15 protein-coding genes are annotated in these 14,839 nt (G+C 59.8%); 7 read left to right on the top strand and 8 right to left on the bottom strand.

Annotated features, from left to right (window positions below; all coding sequences use genetic code 11):
• Positions 1-49 precede the first annotated feature (49 nt).
• The 7 genes from LA304_RS08605 to LA304_RS08575 form a co-directional block, all read right to left on the bottom strand.
• A complete protein-coding gene (locus LA304_RS08605; RefSeq protein WP_224502739.1) occupies positions 50-259 on the bottom strand; it encodes a hypothetical protein in 210 nt (69 codons plus the stop codon).
• A 51-nt stretch (positions 260-310) separates the two neighbouring features.
• On the bottom strand, positions 311-499 hold the full coding sequence (locus LA304_RS08600) for a hypothetical protein (RefSeq protein WP_224502738.1): 189 nt from the start codon (positions 497-499) through the stop codon (positions 311-313).
• A 26-nt stretch (positions 500-525) separates the two neighbouring features.
• The gene (locus LA304_RS08595; protein ID WP_224502737.1) at positions 526-861 is read right to left on the bottom strand and encodes a TraR/DksA family transcriptional regulator; all 336 of its coding nucleotides are present in this window, start codon (positions 859-861) and stop codon (positions 526-528) included.
• A 104-nt stretch (positions 862-965) separates the two neighbouring features.
• Positions 966-1,964: a FliM/FliN family flagellar motor switch protein gene (locus tag LA304_RS08590; RefSeq protein WP_224502736.1), complete on the bottom strand. Its 999-nt coding sequence runs from the start codon at positions 1,962-1,964 to the stop codon at positions 966-968.
• Between the two features lie 84 nt (positions 1,965-2,048).
• Positions 2,049-4,745: an ATP-binding protein gene (locus LA304_RS08585; protein ID WP_224502735.1), complete on the bottom strand. Its 2,697-nt coding sequence runs from the start codon at positions 4,743-4,745 to the stop codon at positions 2,049-2,051.
• Positions 4,745-5,038, bottom strand: coding sequence for a hypothetical protein (locus LA304_RS08580; RefSeq protein WP_396022181.1), 294 nt, complete (start codon positions 5,036-5,038; stop codon positions 4,745-4,747). The genes LA304_RS08585 and LA304_RS08580 overlap by 1 nt, the downstream gene beginning before the upstream one ends.
• A gap of 7 nt (positions 5,039-5,045) precedes the next feature.
• On the bottom strand, positions 5,046-5,435 hold the full coding sequence (locus tag LA304_RS08575) for a response regulator transcription factor (RefSeq protein ID WP_224502733.1): 390 nt from the start codon (positions 5,433-5,435) through the stop codon (positions 5,046-5,048).
• Between the two features lie 259 nt (positions 5,436-5,694).
• Between LA304_RS08575 and LA304_RS08570 the strand changes: the two genes are divergently transcribed.
• A complete protein-coding gene (locus tag LA304_RS08570; protein WP_224502732.1) occupies positions 5,695-6,105 on the top strand; it encodes a c-type cytochrome in 411 nt (136 codons plus the stop codon).
• 12 nt (positions 6,106-6,117) lie between these two features.
• Here LA304_RS08570 and LA304_RS08565 read toward each other — a convergent pair whose 3' ends face one another.
• A complete protein-coding gene (locus tag LA304_RS08565) occupies positions 6,118-7,458 on the bottom strand; it encodes a helix-turn-helix domain-containing protein (RefSeq protein ID WP_224502731.1) in 1,341 nt (446 codons plus the stop codon).
• Positions 7,459-7,766: 308 nt separating this feature from the next.
• On the opposite strand from LA304_RS08565, the gene LA304_RS08560 reads away from it, so the two are divergent.
• From LA304_RS08560 to acs, 6 genes are all read left to right on the top strand, one after another.
• Positions 7,767-9,107: a substrate-binding protein gene (locus tag LA304_RS08560; protein ID WP_224502730.1), complete on the top strand. Its 1,341-nt coding sequence runs from the start codon at positions 7,767-7,769 to the stop codon at positions 9,105-9,107.
• Between the two features lie 223 nt (positions 9,108-9,330).
• Positions 9,331-10,362 carry a branched-chain amino acid ABC transporter permease gene (locus LA304_RS08555; protein ID WP_224502729.1) on the top strand — a complete coding sequence of 344 codons (1,032 nt, stop codon included), beginning with the start codon at positions 9,331-9,333 and terminating at the stop codon, positions 10,360-10,362.
• A gap of 3 nt (positions 10,363-10,365) precedes the next feature.
• Positions 10,366-11,589 (top strand): branched-chain amino acid ABC transporter permease, encoded by a 1,224-nt coding sequence (locus LA304_RS08550; protein ID WP_224502728.1) that lies wholly within the window; start codon positions 10,366-10,368, stop codon positions 11,587-11,589.
• 11 nt (positions 11,590-11,600) lie between these two features.
• Positions 11,601-12,362, top strand: coding sequence for an ABC transporter ATP-binding protein (locus tag LA304_RS08545; RefSeq protein ID WP_224502727.1), 762 nt, complete (start codon positions 11,601-11,603; stop codon positions 12,360-12,362).
• Between the two features lie 9 nt (positions 12,363-12,371).
• On the top strand, positions 12,372-13,121 hold the full coding sequence (locus LA304_RS08540) for an ABC transporter ATP-binding protein (protein ID WP_224502726.1): 750 nt from the start codon (positions 12,372-12,374) through the stop codon (positions 13,119-13,121).
• Positions 13,122-13,361: 240 nt separating this feature from the next.
• On the top strand, positions 13,362-14,839 hold a 1,478-nt coding region (gene acs, locus LA304_RS08535), incomplete at its 3' end, for an acetate--CoA ligase (RefSeq protein ID WP_224502725.1).

Genomic DNA, 14,839 nt, shown 5'->3' with positions numbered 1-14,839 from the left:
TTTTCCAGTTTTTTAGAATTGAAATCAGCCTCAGACAGAGATGCGATCCTCAAGACCGCACAGGATAGACCTCGTCTGCATCCTGCCGTTCCAGCTCTGCTTCAAGCCGGACAAGATCCTCCGGCAATGGCAGCCCGAGGGCAGATAGTTCAGCGAGCTTCTCTCTCAGATTTTCCTGCAGGATGTGACGATCTTTCGGACGCGCCGCGATTTCATCAAGGATCATATAGACTTGCGCCTTCAACGCTTCAAAAGCCATTGCTCCTCCTTCGGGCCTTCACCCGCAACTGTATGGGACACTTACACAGGCTCAAACCGGCATGTTGTCCCACATATCACCGTCATCGGTAGTGTTCGCCTCCGGACGTCCGTATGTGGTGTCAGACGCATCGAAACTGTGATGCAGCTTGTCCTTCAGCGCATCCGCAGTTTTCTCGTCCTCTACGATTTCATCCACAATGCGATCGATCTCCTGATCGACACGTTTGTCTCGGGTCATTTGCACCTCCCATTTGCAAGACCTTTCTAACTGCGTGCGGCGTTGCGCGCGGCGCAATCTTTGCACACAGGGGTGTAGGGTAGCACATCCAAGCGCTTTTCACTGATTTCTTCGCCGCAAACGGCACAAAAACCGTATTCACCCTCGGAAATGCGCTCTAATGCAGCATTAATCATCGCAATCTCGGCTTTGCCGGAGGCTCCCATCCCCTCAAGCACCTCATCGCCTTCGCGTTCGGTTGCCAATTCTTCCCAGTCTTTCGACTGATGCGCATCAAGCTCTGCATCGATCTCCCGGAGACGAACTGTGAGTTCCTCTTTACGCGCGAGAAGCTGGCCTCTTCTGCTGTCTAGATCAATCATGTCGCGCCTCCTGAAGTACCTTCCTAGAGAGAAATGATCCTCCGAAAACGCGGATTGAGCCTTGATTCACATCAACAGAGCACAGTGATGCGCGGCAAAGGGTCTCAAATTGAGGGAAGCCCGAGACCCCCTACATCCAACGGCGCAAGTGGCTCGGGCCCGGATACCAGCGTCTCGATCCCGTAGTCCATGTCCGACGCCATCGAGGTCGGATCCTGATCCACGAGATCGCCAGTGACTGTAATCCGCAGGGCGCGTTTTCCGTTCACTTGGCCAAGGCGCGCGTGGGCCACGAGCCTATCGTCTGCGCGGAGTTCGACCTGTGAGATCGCCTCGCGCGGGATCGGGATTTGCGCTCCGACCTCAAGCGTCATGACCTCCCCGACCGAGAGTCCGATCCGGTGGAGCACGGTGTCCAAAACCGCCTCGCTCTCCATCACTACGGACTGCAACGCCGTCGAAAATGTCTCTTCATCCGGAACGGTCACTGGCGGGCGCGGTTTCTCCCACGGAAACACAAAGAGCATCTGTCCCGCGCGGGCAACGGAACCGAGGGAAAGATCGACGCGGAACACGCGGTAGAACACATCTTCAAAGGCAATCGCAATGGACCGCGTCTCCTGCAACTGCGCGCCATAGCGAAATCCAGAGACGGGCGGCGGTTCGGTGAGGTCCGCGACGCCCTGTTCGAACAGTGTTAGGATATGGTCGCAAAGCTCTGCAGAGAGCGCGGCGTCGGTCGCGGTCGGCGCGCGCTCTTCCGGCGGCAGGGACAGAACCTTTCCCGCTGTTTGCTGCTCTACAACCGCCGCCACCGTGGGCCGGTCAAAAACCGCAAGGCCGAAACTCGGCTCCGGCCCTTCAAGCAGTCCCATAAGCGCATAGGCAGGGATTAGACCCTGCAAATCGGCCAGAACCACGCGGCGCTCCTCAACCGCACAGACGTGCACAGCGAGCCCGAGGACCGCCTCCGCTGCCTTTGCGATAGAGAGGCGCAAGGCCTTCTCCGGTGACAGCGGCTGCACTTCGGGCGGGGGGCGTCCGCTGCCCGCCTTGCGGCGCATCGCGGAGATGACATCTGCGTCGGAACTGATGGTAGGCATGGCGGTAAACCATCATCCTCAGGAATACGGGCGTGTCCCTCTTTTTCCATGAAGAAGGTAAACAAATCGTTGAAAGGGAAAGAGTTAGCGCGTCCGCACGCGCGGGAGGTCAAGCCGGAAGGCTGCTCCGCCCTGCCCCGGCAGATAGGCAATCGTACCGCCCAGATTGGCCATGATCTCACGACAAATCGCAAGGCCGAGACCCGCACTCCCTGCCTTTGCGTGATCGGTGATCCGCGAAAACTTCTCAAAAATCACGGTCTGTTTGTCGGCCGGGATGCCGGTGCCGTTGTCGATGAAGTCAATCTGCACGTCATCCTGACCGATCCTGCGCACCTGAATTTTGAGCGTCGGCTGCTCCGCATCGCAATATTTGCGGGCGTTGGTGATCAGGTTGATGAACACCTGCGAGAGCCGGTCCGCATCGGTCTCCATCGCGATATGTTCGGAAAACTCGTTTCGCTCGATCCGGATGCCGACCCCATCGCGTCCTTGCATCACCGCTCCCATTGCGCGGTCAATCACATCGTGCAGGTTGGTGCGGGTCCAATTCAGGCTCACAGAGCCGCTCTCCAGCACGGACAAATCGAGCAGGTCGTCGAGCAATCGCGTCAAACGCAGCGCCTCGTCATGGATGATCGACGAGAACCGCTCGAGGCTCTCCGCGTCGAGATCCCCCTCCTGCCCAGCAGATCGCAGGATTTCGGAGAAGGCGCTGATCGATGTCATCGGCGTTCGCAACTCATGGCTGATTTGGCTTAGGAAGGCGTCTTTCTGGATCGACAGCTGCGTGAGCTTTTCGTTGGCCTCGCGGAGTTTGCGGGCCGTGCGGGACAGTTCCTCGGACTTCATTTCCAGTTGGTTGGAATATTCCATCATCTGCGCGGTCTCGTCTGCCACGGCCATAAGGTCCTCGACAGACACGAGAACACCGCCCGCGATCTGCGCGAGCATCGCATGCGCCGTCGCAGCCCCCACGGACCCGGCGAGCTTGCGTTCCAAACGCTCTATGAACTCCGGCGTTGCGTCGGGCAGGTAGCCTTCTTTCCCCTGCTCAGCAGCCGCCGCATGAAAGAGCGCCTGCGCCTCGCTCGCACCGAGAATACGCTGCGCCATGACCAAGAGGTCCTCAGTCTCCGCGAACCCGTGAGACCAACCGCGCGCGGTGCCGGAATGCTCAAACACATTGACGAATTGCGCCCCCTGCAGTCGCTCCACCGGACGCGGGAAAGAAAAGAGCGAGCCGAGCAGGAACACGAGCGTATTGATCGCCAGTGACCACGCGACTGCGTGCACAACCGGATCGACGCCCGTCACACCAAAGAGAGCCTGCGGGCGCAACAGCCCGATCCCGAGCGGCCCCTCGGCCATCAGTTCAGCAGTGAACCCCGCCGCCTCGCCGAAGGAAGGCAAGAACATCGTATAGGCCCAGATCACAAATCCGATCACCACTCCGAGGATCGCGCCCACCCGCGTCGCCCCGCGCCAGAAGATGCCCCCAAGCATCGCCGGCAACACCTGCGCCACGCCTGTGAAAGAAATCATCCCGATGGAGGCGAGCGCTTCGGACCCGCCCGAGAAATGGAAATAGAGATAGCCAAGGGCCAGCACGCCAAAAATCGACAACCGCCGCGCGTAGAGCACGACAGACCGCACATCTCCCGACACCGTCGCCCCGCCCTTGCGGGCCTTGAGCCAGATCGGCATCACGATGTGGTTCGATACCATTGTAGAGAGCGCAATCGCGGCCACGATGACCATCGACGTCGCCGATGAAAACCCGCCGAGGAAAGAAAACGTCGCCAGGAAACGCTGATCATAATGAAGCGGCAGCGTGAGCACGAACATGTCAGGGTTGGACCCGTCCGGTAGAACCTGAAGTCCCACGACCGCAATCGGAATAACGAAGAGCGACATCCCGAAAAGGTAGAGGGGAAAGAACCAACCCGCTGTAAACAGGTGGTTTTCGTCGGAATTCTCAACCACAAGCACCTGAAACATGCGCGGCAGGGTGATAAGTGCCGCCGCGGACAACATCGTAATCGTGATCCACCGCGTGCCGGAGATCGGATGGCTCGACACAGGCGACGCATCGATCCGGTCGATCAGATCGCCCCATCCGTCCGTGAGGCCCCATACGACGAAAAGCCCGACACAGACGAGCGCGAAGAACTTGACGACGGCCTCCAATGCAATGGCCGTCACAACCCCGTGGTGGCGTTCGTTGGCGTCGAGGTTTCGCGTGCCGAACAGAATGGTGAAAAGCGCAAGCCCCGCCGCCACCCAGAGCGCGGTTTTGTCGAGGTCTGTCTGCACCGCGCCAGTCGGATCATTGACACCGAAAACCGCAAAAGAGGTCGCAACAGATTGAAGTTGCAGCGCAATATAGGGCGTTGTTCCGATTACCGCGAGCAAGGTGACCAGCACCCCGAGCGTCGTAGATTTGCCGTAGCGTGACGAAATCAGATCCGCGACCGAGGTGATCCTGTGTGTGCGTCCGATCCGGACGAGTTTGCGCAAGATCCACCACCAGCCGATCATCATCAGTGACGGACCGAGATAGATCGATACGAATTCGAGGCCCGATCTGACCGCATAGCCAACCGCCCCGTAAAAGGTCCAAGCCGTGCAGTAGACCGAGAGCGACAGCGTGTAGACGATGGGAGAGCGCAACCAGCCGAGACGCCCCGCCTCAGCCCGCTTTTCCGCCCAGAAGGCCACGACGAACAACAGGGTCGCGTAGGTCAGGCAGGCAAAGACGAGAATGTTGAACCGGAGCATCAGCGGCGCCCCTCTTCTTGCGCCTCTGCAATATCCTTGGCGCTCAGTGGTTCAATGGGTCCTTCCGCACGGCGCAAACGACGCGCGAGCCACGCAGCCACCGCAATTCCAAGTGCCCAGACCACAAAGACATGTACGAACGACCGTCCGCCTGCACCGACGGGCGTATCGGTCCCTGCGCCGCCCCACAAAAGCGGAAGGAGCCAAAGTCCGAACAGCAAAAAGGGCAGAAGTCGCAGCGCGTCAATCAGACGCCGCCGCCGGTAAGAGGCGCGCGCGAGATAGAGGGGCATGCGCCTCTCAGGCATCGCCACCATCCGTTGGCTGCTGCGCCAACCCACGCACGACGTCGAGCATCTCCGAATTCGAGAACGGTTTCGTCATGAAGTGCGACACACCGGCAGCCTCGGCCATATCGCGGTCCTTTTTCTGACCGCGGGCCGTGAGCATGAGCACGGGACGTGCGGCGTGTTCAGGGGCCGCGCGCAGGTCACGCAGAATGTCAAAACCGGATTTGTTCGGGAGCATCACATCGAGAATGACAATGTCTGGCTGCTTGCGATCGACTGCATCGACCGCCGAGGCACCATCGGAATGAACCTCCACCGTCCATCCATCGCGCGACAGGATGAACCTAATCGCCTCGATGATGTTCGGCTCGTCCTCGATCAAGAGCACGCGCTTCCCCATAATAACCTCTCTCCCCTTACGTGCAGAACCTTATGGCGCTTTGGCGCGTCGCTGTCAAAAAATTGTGAGCGTGTCGCCGCGTCAAAACCGCCCGAACCGTCTCTAGCGCCACAACAATTCTCGCAATGGTCCTGACGGGCGGGCCATCGACCTCAGTCCGGCTCCCAACTCCAATGTTGCGCAAAGAAACATGTTTCACGGATACACGTTCTAAAAATGATCTTATTTTGATAATATAATTACTGGGGAGGATAAGGAAATGAAAGCATTGAACATTTTCACTTACATCGCCGCGCTTTGCCTGCCTTTGGCCGCCACAGCGCAAAATCCGGAAATCGGGGAAAAGCTCTACACGCAGTACTGCGCGACGTGCCACGGTGTGGATGGCACGGGTGAAGGCCCGCTTGCAGAACTGCTCACGATGACGCCGGCCGATCTTACGCAGCTTTCCGCGGATAACGTCGCCGCACCAGGTGAATTTCCATTGCTCCGCGTCATCCATGTGATCGACGGTCGCACCGGTGTGCGGGCCCACGGTGGCACCATGCCAACCTATGGCGAAGTCTTCATGACCGAAACCACCGGTGATCTGGAGGAAGTCGGCGCCGTTATCGAGACACGAGGTCGCATTCTATCGCTCGCGATGTATCTCGAGAGCATCCAGAAGTAACCGGCACGAGGCTCAGCCCTCCTCGGGTTCTTCGAGGACCAGAGAGGGCTCCCGCCGCGCGAGACAGTTTGTGCGCGCGCAGACCCGACAGGACGTGCCTACGCCGAGCACCTCGTTTTCGCGCGGGGTCAGGTCGATGCGGTCCAGCGGAATAAAGAGCATCGTCGCTTCGACAATCTCCGGCCCTTCAAAGCTCGTAGGCTTGAGCGGCTGAGCGATGGCGTAGGCCAAGAACCTGCGCGGGGGCTGGCCGTGCTGCTCGAGGACGCGCCGGATCGGCACCATCGGGCGCAAGAGCGCCTGATAGAGCGGCCAAAGGGGGCACGCCGCCCCGAACCTCGGCGGGGCAAACCCGTCCAGAGGCTTGCGATAGATGAGCGCACCCGAACCGTCACACATAGCCAGTCCAATCGGGGGAAAACTGCCACCGGCGGGCATAGACGCCAACCGGCGCATGGCCGCGGGCAAATCGACACCTGCAGTTTGTGCTAGTGCTGCAGGATCAGGCCCCTGCTCCGTGACCACCGCCTCAACCATAGAGAGCGGCATCTTTTCCGCCTCGGCCCGTGCGCGAAGAACCCAGCGCCGCGCAAGCTGTTTTGCCGATGCGGAGCGCAGTGCAGGCGCGTCCATAATATCCGGCATCTGCCCCTGCTCCAACTCATGCAGGAAAAAGTCTCGATCGGCGAGCCATGCTTCGACCTCTTCCAGCGGTGAGGACAGCGTGTCTTCGGATTTCCCAACACTATCCAGATAACTCACAAGAGCCTGAGACCCCTGCGCGAGACGTTGGCTGTCTTCATAGAGGTTCCTGTGAAAGCGCGCCTGCCAGTCGCGGTCGATCTCGCCTGCGTTATTCAGAATGCCCGCCGTAGACCGGATTGCCGTCACGGTGGAGAGGACTTCGTGCAAACTATCGGAGAGGAACGGGTCGTGGGCCAAACGGTCATTGAGAGCCTCGACGCGGCGCTCCAAGGCCGTGATCCTGTCCCGCTGCTCCACCACGAGCGCCGCCCACCCCGGAAAGCGGCCCGCGAATTCCTCACTCCGCGCGGTCTCCGGTGCTGGGGCCACCTTGCCACCTGCGTCTTTCTGCTGCGGCATTTTGCTCGCCGCGTCCTGCAACCCCTCCATCAAAGGCGCCTCTGCGCCTTCTGTCAGGGCGGAGGGTTCTATGTTCAGAGCCCGCGCAATGTCGATCAGGAGTTTGCCCCCGATTCTGCGGCGATTGTGTTCGATGAGATTGAGATAGGCGGGCGAGATTTCGACCGTGCGGGCCAAATCCGCCTGCTTGATCCCCTCCAAAGTGCGCCGCTCGCGAATGCGGGTGCCCGTGAGTGCAGACCGTGACATGCTCGCCTCCCAATTTCATGCTTCACATGCGAAAAGAAATCCGGTGTAATTTCAGGACCTTTCCGCGACCGCAAAATAGGATTTCTGCGCCTGCGGGAAAATCGGTTTACAATGTATACCATTGTATCGTGAATTTTTTAACAGAAAAATTGTTAAATTAAAAGCACTTGTTGAAGGATTTTCCTAAGCCCCCCAATAATACGGATATCTTGTTAACAGAGTCATTTGTGACAGGGTACGAGCGCCGTGCGGACATCGGGGAGGACGTTCGGGCGGCGTTCCGTATAAATCATCAGGGAGGAATTTTCATGTCCAACATCGACTTGACGCGCCGTCGCGTCCTCAAAACCGGGGCTGTCGCAGGCGCAGGTCTTGCTCTGCCGACCATTTTCACCTCGGGTGCACACGCATTCACCAACGAACCGATGGGCGGCTCCGTCACTTTGGGCTTCAACGTGCCGCAATCCGGCCCGTATGCAGACGAGGGCGCAGACGAACTCCGCGCATTCCAGCTCGCAGTCGAGCACCTCAACGGCATGGGCGATGGCGGTATGCTGAACACCTTCAGCTCCAAGGCGCTCGAAGGAAACGGCATCCTCGGCAAGAAAGTCGAGTTCGTCACCGGCGACACCCAAACCAAATCCGACGCGGCCCGCGCCTCTGCAAAATCCATGATCGAAAAAGATGGTGCGATCATGATCTCCGGCGGCTCGTCCTCCGGCGTGGCTGTCGCGGTTCAGGGGCTCTGTCAGGAAGCTGGCGTGATCTTCATGGCCGGTTTGACCCACTCCAACGACACCACCGGCAAAGACAAGAAAGCCAACGGCTTCCGTCACTTCTTTAACGCCTACATGTCCGGCGCGGCGCTCGCGCCTGTGCTTGCAGCACGCTATGGCACCGACCGGAATGCCTATCACCTCACCGCAGACTACACTTGGGGCTGGACTCAGGAAGAATCCATCGCAGCCGCCACCGAGGCGCTCGGCTGGAACACGGTTAACAAGGTCCGCACTCCGCTCGGCGCGGGGGACTTCAGCTCCTACATCACGCCGGTGCTGCAGACAGACGCAGACGTTCTGATCCTGAACCACTACGGCGGCGACATGGTGAACTCGCTCACCAACGCTGTTCAGTTCGGTCTGCGCGACAAGATGGTCAACAACAAGAACTTCGAAATTGTTGTCCCGCTCTTCTCCCGTCTGATGGCCCGCGGTGCAGGTGAAAACATCCAGGGCATTCTTGGCTCCACCAACTGGCACTGGTCGCTGCAAGATGAGGGCTCCAAAGCCTTCGTGAAGTCCTTCGGCACCAAATACGGCTTCCCGCCGTCTCAGGCCGCACACACCTGCTACGTGCAGACCCTGCTCTATGCAGACGCTGTGGCCCGTGCCGGATCCTTCAACCCCTGTGCCGTCGCAGAAGCCCTCGAAGGCTATGAGTTCGACGGTCTGGGCAACGGCAAGACCCTCTACCGCGCCGATGACCACCAGTGCTTCAAAGACGTGCTCGTGGTGCGCGGGAAAGAGAACCCGACGTCCGAGTTCGACCTTCTCGAAGTGGTCGAAGTCACTCCGGCATCCCAAGTCACCTACGCACCGGATCACCCGATGTTCGCAGGTGGTGCACTGGGCGCCTGTAACGCAGGCTAAGCCGACCCCACGCACGGAAGAAACGTCGCGCATCGACCGCGCCGCGTGACTTCCGAGAGGCAACTCGGGGTGTTCGAACCGCAAAAGCGGCGGACACCCCATCCCAACACATTGACGGCCGGACGCGCGAGGTGTCCGGCCCTTCCCTCCCCCGCACCTCCCGAGGTCGCGGGCGCTGGGAAGGCGTGGCCGAAACCCTTCGGAACATCCAACAGGTGGGACCATGGAAACCATCCTTCTTCAATTGCTCAACGGGCTGGACAAGGGCTCGGCCTATGCGCTCATCGCGCTCGGCCTGACGCTCATCTTCGGCACCCTCGGCGTGGTGAACTTTGCCCATGGCGCGATTTTCATGATCGGTGCCTTCTGCGCAGTGACCCTATCGCGCATCCTCAATTGGTCTTTCGAGACCATCGACCCGGAAAAACTCGACTTCCTCGGCAACCCTGCCAAGATCAAAACCCCCTATGTCGAGGCCTGGTTCGGTCCCGAGTTCGGCGGCGCTTTGATCGACTGGGCGGTGCCACTCGCGATCCTGTTCTCGATCCCGATCATGATCGCCGTGGGCTTTGCAATGGAACGCGGCCTGATCAAACACTTCTACAAGCGTCCGCACGCCGACCAGATCCTCGTGACCTTCGGTCTCGCGATCGTTCTGCAAGAAGTCATCAAGTACTTCTACGGCGCAAACCCGATCTCGACCCCTGCCCCTGACGCGTTCAAAGGCTCGTTCGATTTTGGCGCAATGCTCGGGTTCGATCCGAACATGATCATCTACCCCTACTGGCGCCTGATCTATTTCGGCTTTGCTGCTGTCGTCATCGGCGCTGTGTTCAGCTTCCTGCAATTCACCACTTTCGGCATGGTCGTCCGCGCCGGCATGGCGGACCGCGAAACCGTGGGCCTTCTGGGCATCAACATCGACCGCCGCTTCACCTTTATGTTCGGCCTCGCCGCCGCTGTCGCAGGTCTCGCGGGCGTGATGTATGCGCCGATCCTGTCGCCAAACTACCACATGGGCATGGACTTCCTCGTGTTGTGCTTCGTCGTCGTGGTTGTGGGTGGCATGGGCTCCCTACCGGGCGCTGTCGCCGCAGGCTTCCTGTTGGGCATTCTTGAGAGCTTCGCTTCGATGAACGCGATCAAGTCCATCCTGCCCGGCATCGACCAGATCATCATTTACCTCGTCGCCATTGTGATCCTGCTGACCCGTCCGCGCGGTCTCATGGGCAAAAAAGGCGTGATGGAGGAGTAAGACATGCTTGGATTGAACAAGAAAGACACCACCTTCCTCTTGATCGTGATCGCCCTCACCATCGCGACACCGATCATCCTGCAACCCTTTGCCGAAGGCTCCGAGCTCGCCCAATTCAACGGCGGCTATCCGGACCTGATGCAGAAAATCGCGATCTTCGGCATCTTCGCCGTAGGCTTTAACATCCTCTTCGGTCTGACGGGCTACCTGTCCTTTGGCCACGCAGCCTTCCTCGGCATCGGCTCTTATGCGGCCGTCTGGATGATGAAGCTCCTGACGATGAACGTCATTCCGGCCATCTTGCTCGCAATGATCGTCTCCGGCCTCTTTGCTGCCGCCATCGGCTATGTCTCGCTCCGGCGCTCCGGGATCTACTTCTCGATCCTCACGCTTGCCTTTGCGCAGATGTCCTACAAAATGGCCTACTCCGTGCTCACTCCGCTGACGAACGGTGAAACCGGTCTGCAGCTGAGCCTCGACGATCCGCGCATCCTCGATGGCGCCATGGAGGGAACATCCCTGCCGGTGACCAACATCTTCGGCATCGCGATGAACAGCTCCTACAAGCTCGAAGCCCTCGGTCGCGTGTTCACCTTCAACGTCGGCTTCTACTTCTGCGCCCTCATTGCGATCATCGCCTTCTATGTCGCAATCCGCCTGTTCCGCTCGCCCTTCGGGATGATGCTCCGCGCCGTGAAATCGAACCAGCAGCGCATGACCTACACCGGTCTCGATCCGAAACCCTACACCCTTGCCGCTTTCGTCATCTCCGGCATGTATGCAGGTCTCGCCGGTGGGCTTCTGGCTGCCATGGACCCGCTCGCAGGGGCCGACCGCATGCTCTGGACTGCATCCGGTGAGGTCGTGATCATGACCATCCTCGGCGGCGCAGGCACACTGATGGGGCCGGTTCTGGGCGCGGGTGTGATCAAATACCTTGAGAACATCTTCTCAAAGATCAACGAAACCGTGCTGCACGGCTGGTTCCACTGGCTGCCCGATGGCATCGAAGACGTCGTGATCTGGGTCTTCGCCCGCTTCACCGGTGAAGGCTGGCACCTCACCCTCGGTGTGACCTTCATGCTCGTCGTGACCTTCCTGCCTGGTGGTCTTGTCGAAGGGCTCAAGCGGATTTCCACACGGATCAAACACGGCTCGCAGAAACGCGACAAGTATGACGATCCCGATCCGGAACACCGCCCCGAAGCCAGCAAACACGTCGCGTAAGGAGAATTCGAATGGGTATTCTAGAAGTCAAAGGCGTGGGCAAACGGTTCGGCGGATTGCAAGCCCTCGGTGACGTGAACCTCTCCGTTCAGGAAAACACGGTTCACGCCATCATCGGCCCGAACGGCGCCGGCAAATCGACGCTCCTGAACTGTCTCGTCGGCAAGCTCATCCCCGACACCGGATCCGTTATGTTCAACGGAAACAGTGTCTTGGGCCGCAAACCGCACGAGATCAACCAGATGGGCATTTCCCGCGTGTTCCAGACCCCCGAGATCTTTGGTGATCTCACGGTGATGGAAAACATGATGATCCCCTGCTTTGCCAAACGCGACGGATCCTTCCGCCTCCATGCTGTCGAAAAGATGGAGAACGAGCGCGACCTGATCGCCAAGGCAGAAGCCATGCTCGATGACGTGGGCATGCTGGAGAAACGCGACATGATCGCCTCCTCCATGTCCCGCGGCGACAAACGGCGTCTCGAAATCGCGATGTGTCTGGTGCAGGAGCCGAAACTCCTGCTCCTCGACGAACCAACGGCGGGCATGGCCCGCGCTGATACCAACAACACGATCGCCCTTCTGAAGGAGATCAAGGAAAAGCGCGACATCACCATCGCCATCATCGAACACGACATGCACGTGGTGTTCTCTCTCGCCGACCGGATCACCGTGCTCGCACAGGGCACGCCGCTCGTCGAGGACACGCCGGACAACATCAAAGGCAACCCCAAAGTCAAAGAAGCCTACTTGGGCGAAACTCAGCAGGTGTGAGGACAGAATATGACACAAGCATTCAACCCGAACGCCAACCACGCCACGACCGCACCCGCGTTCTTTTCGGCATGGGACATTCACGCCTACTACGGCGAGAGCTACATCGTGCAGGGCGTCACCTTCAACATCCATGAGGGCGAAATCCTCGCCCTCCTCGGGCGCAACGGGGCTGGCAAAACCTCGACACTGCGCGCTCTCGCCCGTCTCGACGAGCCAGCCGTCACCCACGGTGAAATCTGGCTCGATCACGAGCACCTGCACACGATGACCTCCTATGAGGCCGCTGTGAAAGGCATCGCGCTCGTTCCCGAAGATCGCAGGATCATCCCCGGCCTCACCGTCGAAGAGAACCTGCAACTTGCACAGATCGTGGAGCCCGTCGGATGGTCCCTCGACCGGCTCTACGATCTGTTCCCGCGCCTGCGCGAACGCCGCAAACAGGAGGGCGTGACGCTCTCCGGCGGCGAACAACAGATGCTCGCCATCGCTCGGGCACTCGCCCGCGACATCAAAGTGCTCCTGCTCGACGAACCCTACGAAGGCCTCGCGCCGGTGATCGTGGATGAGATCGAGAAAACGCTCCGGATCATCAAGGATCAGGGCATCACAACCGTTCTCGTGGAACAAAACGCCGTCCGCGCCCTCAACCTCGCAGACCGCGCCGTGATCCTCGACACCGGAAGTGTTGTCTATGACGGCAGCGCCAAAGAAGTCCTCGAAAACGAGGCCCTGCGCGCCGAATACCTCGCCATCTGACCCCCAGTAGTTGGCATCCTGACGGGAGGTGTTCACCTCCGTGGCCCTCCCGTTTTTTGTGTTTTTTCAGAAACTGACGTCTTAGACGCTCTTCTCCAAAAGAAGCACTTGAGGTCCGGACAATGAGGACCGAATATCCTCCCACCCGGCGGAGCAGGTCCCCGGGCGAACCGGACGGGACAGCCGGTTGACACTGCAGACCACAAAACGCGGCTGCACAGGCTTTGGGAGGAGCACTTTATGAGCGACCAATCTTACCCACCCTCGGAATCCTTCGCGTCACAAGCGCATATCGACGCCGCGACCTACGACGAGATGTACCGTCGTTCTGTTGAGGATCCGGTGAGTTTCTGGGCGGAGCAGGGGAAGGTTCTGGACTGGATGGAGCCGTATACGCAGGTGAAGAAGACCTGTTTTGATTTCGGCCGTGTGGACATCAAGTGGTATGAGGACGGCGTTCTGAACGTCTCTGCCAACTGTATTGACCGCCATCTCGCCAAGCGCAGCCTTCAGACCGCGATCATTTTCGAACCCGATGATCCCAATGAACCGGCGCAGCACATCACCTATAAGGAGCTTTCCGACAAGGTGAACCGCATGGCCAACGTTCTGCTCTCGCAGGGCGTGATGCGCGGCGACCGTGTGGTGATCTATCTGCCGATGATCCCCGAGGCCGCCTATGCGATGCTCGCCTGTGCCCGCATCGGTGCGATCCACTCCATCGTGTTTGCCGGCTTCTCGCCGGACGCGCTCGCCAACCGCATCAACGACTGTGGCGCGAAGCTCGTCATCACCTCTGACACCGCGCCGCGCGGGGGCCGTCGCACGCCGCTCAAGGCCAACACCGACGCCGCCCTGCTGCACTGCTCCGACAAGGTCCGCTGCCTCGTCGTCAAGCACACGGGCGACCAGATCTCCTGGGTGCAGGGCCGCGATGTCGACGTCAAATACCTGATGGAGCACGCGTCTCCGGACTGCCCGCCGCGTCCGATGAACGCCGAAGATCCGCTCTTCATCCTCTACACGTCTGGGTCCACCGGCAAACCGAAGGGCGTTGTGCACAGCTCCGGCGGCTATCTCGCCTATGCCGCGCTGACCCACAAATATGTGTTCGACTACCATGACGGCGACGTCTTCTGGTGCACCGCCGACGTGGGCTGGGTCACCGGTCACAGCTACATCGTCTACGGTCCGCTCGCCAACGGCGCGACCACCGTGATGTTCGAAGGCGTGCCGACCTACCCCGACGCAGGCCGCTTCTGGGCCGTTTGTGAAAAGCACAAGGTCAACCAGTTCTATACCGCGCCGACCGCGCTGCGCTCGCTCATGGGGCAGGGCAACGAATGGGTCGAGAAATACGACCTGTCTTCGCTCAAACTGCTGGGCACCGTGGGCGAACCGATCAACCCGGAGGCCTGGAACTGGTACAACGACGTGGTCGGCAAAGGAAACTGCCCCATCGTCGACACCTGGTGGCAGACCGAAACCGGCGGTCACCTGCTGACCCCGCTGCCGGGCGCGATCCCGACCAAGCCGGGCTCCGCGACCAAACCGTTCTTCGGCGTGCAGCCGGTCATTTTGGATGCCACCTCCGGCGAAGAACTGCCCGAGACCGCGACCGAAGGCGTGCTCTGCATCAAGGACAGCTGGCCGGGCCAGATGCGCACCGTCTGGGGCGATCACGAGCGCTTCCAGGAGACCTATTTCCAGCAGTATAA

Origin of the sequence: Celeribacter litoreus (genome assembly GCF_020165855.1) — a bacterium.
Lineage (GTDB): Bacteria > Pseudomonadota > Alphaproteobacteria > Rhodobacterales > Rhodobacteraceae > Celeribacter > Celeribacter litoreus.
Note: the sequence above shows the minus strand (reverse complement) of the source record. Positions and strands in the feature narration are given on the sequence as shown.

What these genes read in the sequence shown, in the direction of transcription:
- LA304_RS08575 (WP_224502733.1), bottom strand. Translation starts at nt 5,435, where the DNA reads ATGGGGAAGCGCGTGCTCTTGATCGAGGACGAGCCGAACATCATCGAG.
- LA304_RS08540 (WP_224502726.1), top strand. Translation starts at nt 12,372, where the DNA reads ATGACACAAGCATTCAACCCGAACGCCAACCACGCCACGACCGCACCC.
- LA304_RS08565 (WP_224502731.1), bottom strand. Translation starts at nt 7,458, where the DNA reads ATGTCACGGTCTGCACTCACGGGCACCCGCATTCGCGAGCGGCGCACT.
- LA304_RS08590 (WP_224502736.1), bottom strand. Translation starts at nt 1,964, where the DNA reads ATGCCTACCATCAGTTCCGACGCAGATGTCATCTCCGCGATGCGCCGC.
- LA304_RS08605 (WP_224502739.1), bottom strand. Translation starts at nt 259, where the DNA reads ATGGCTTTTGAAGCGTTGAAGGCGCAAGTCTATATGATCCTTGATGAA.
- LA304_RS08555 (WP_224502729.1), top strand. Translation starts at nt 9,331, where the DNA reads ATGGAAACCATCCTTCTTCAATTGCTCAACGGGCTGGACAAGGGCTCG.
- LA304_RS08585 (WP_224502735.1), bottom strand. Translation starts at nt 4,745, where the DNA reads ATGCTCCGGTTCAACATTCTCGTCTTTGCCTGCCTGACCTACGCGACC.
- LA304_RS08560 (WP_224502730.1), top strand. Translation starts at nt 7,767, where the DNA reads ATGTCCAACATCGACTTGACGCGCCGTCGCGTCCTCAAAACCGGGGCT.
- LA304_RS08580 (WP_396022181.1), bottom strand. Translation starts at nt 5,038, where the DNA reads ATGCCCCTCTATCTCGCGCGCGCCTCTTACCGGCGGCGGCGTCTGATT.
- LA304_RS08570 (WP_224502732.1), top strand. Translation starts at nt 5,695, where the DNA reads ATGAAAGCATTGAACATTTTCACTTACATCGCCGCGCTTTGCCTGCCT.
- LA304_RS08600 (WP_224502738.1), bottom strand. Translation starts at nt 499, where the DNA reads ATGACCCGAGACAAACGTGTCGATCAGGAGATCGATCGCATTGTGGAT.
- LA304_RS08550 (WP_224502728.1), top strand. Translation starts at nt 10,366, where the DNA reads ATGCTTGGATTGAACAAGAAAGACACCACCTTCCTCTTGATCGTGATC.
- LA304_RS08545 (WP_224502727.1), top strand. Translation starts at nt 11,601, where the DNA reads ATGGGTATTCTAGAAGTCAAAGGCGTGGGCAAACGGTTCGGCGGATTG.
- LA304_RS08595 (WP_224502737.1), bottom strand. Translation starts at nt 861, where the DNA reads ATGATTGATCTAGACAGCAGAAGAGGCCAGCTTCTCGCGCGTAAAGAG.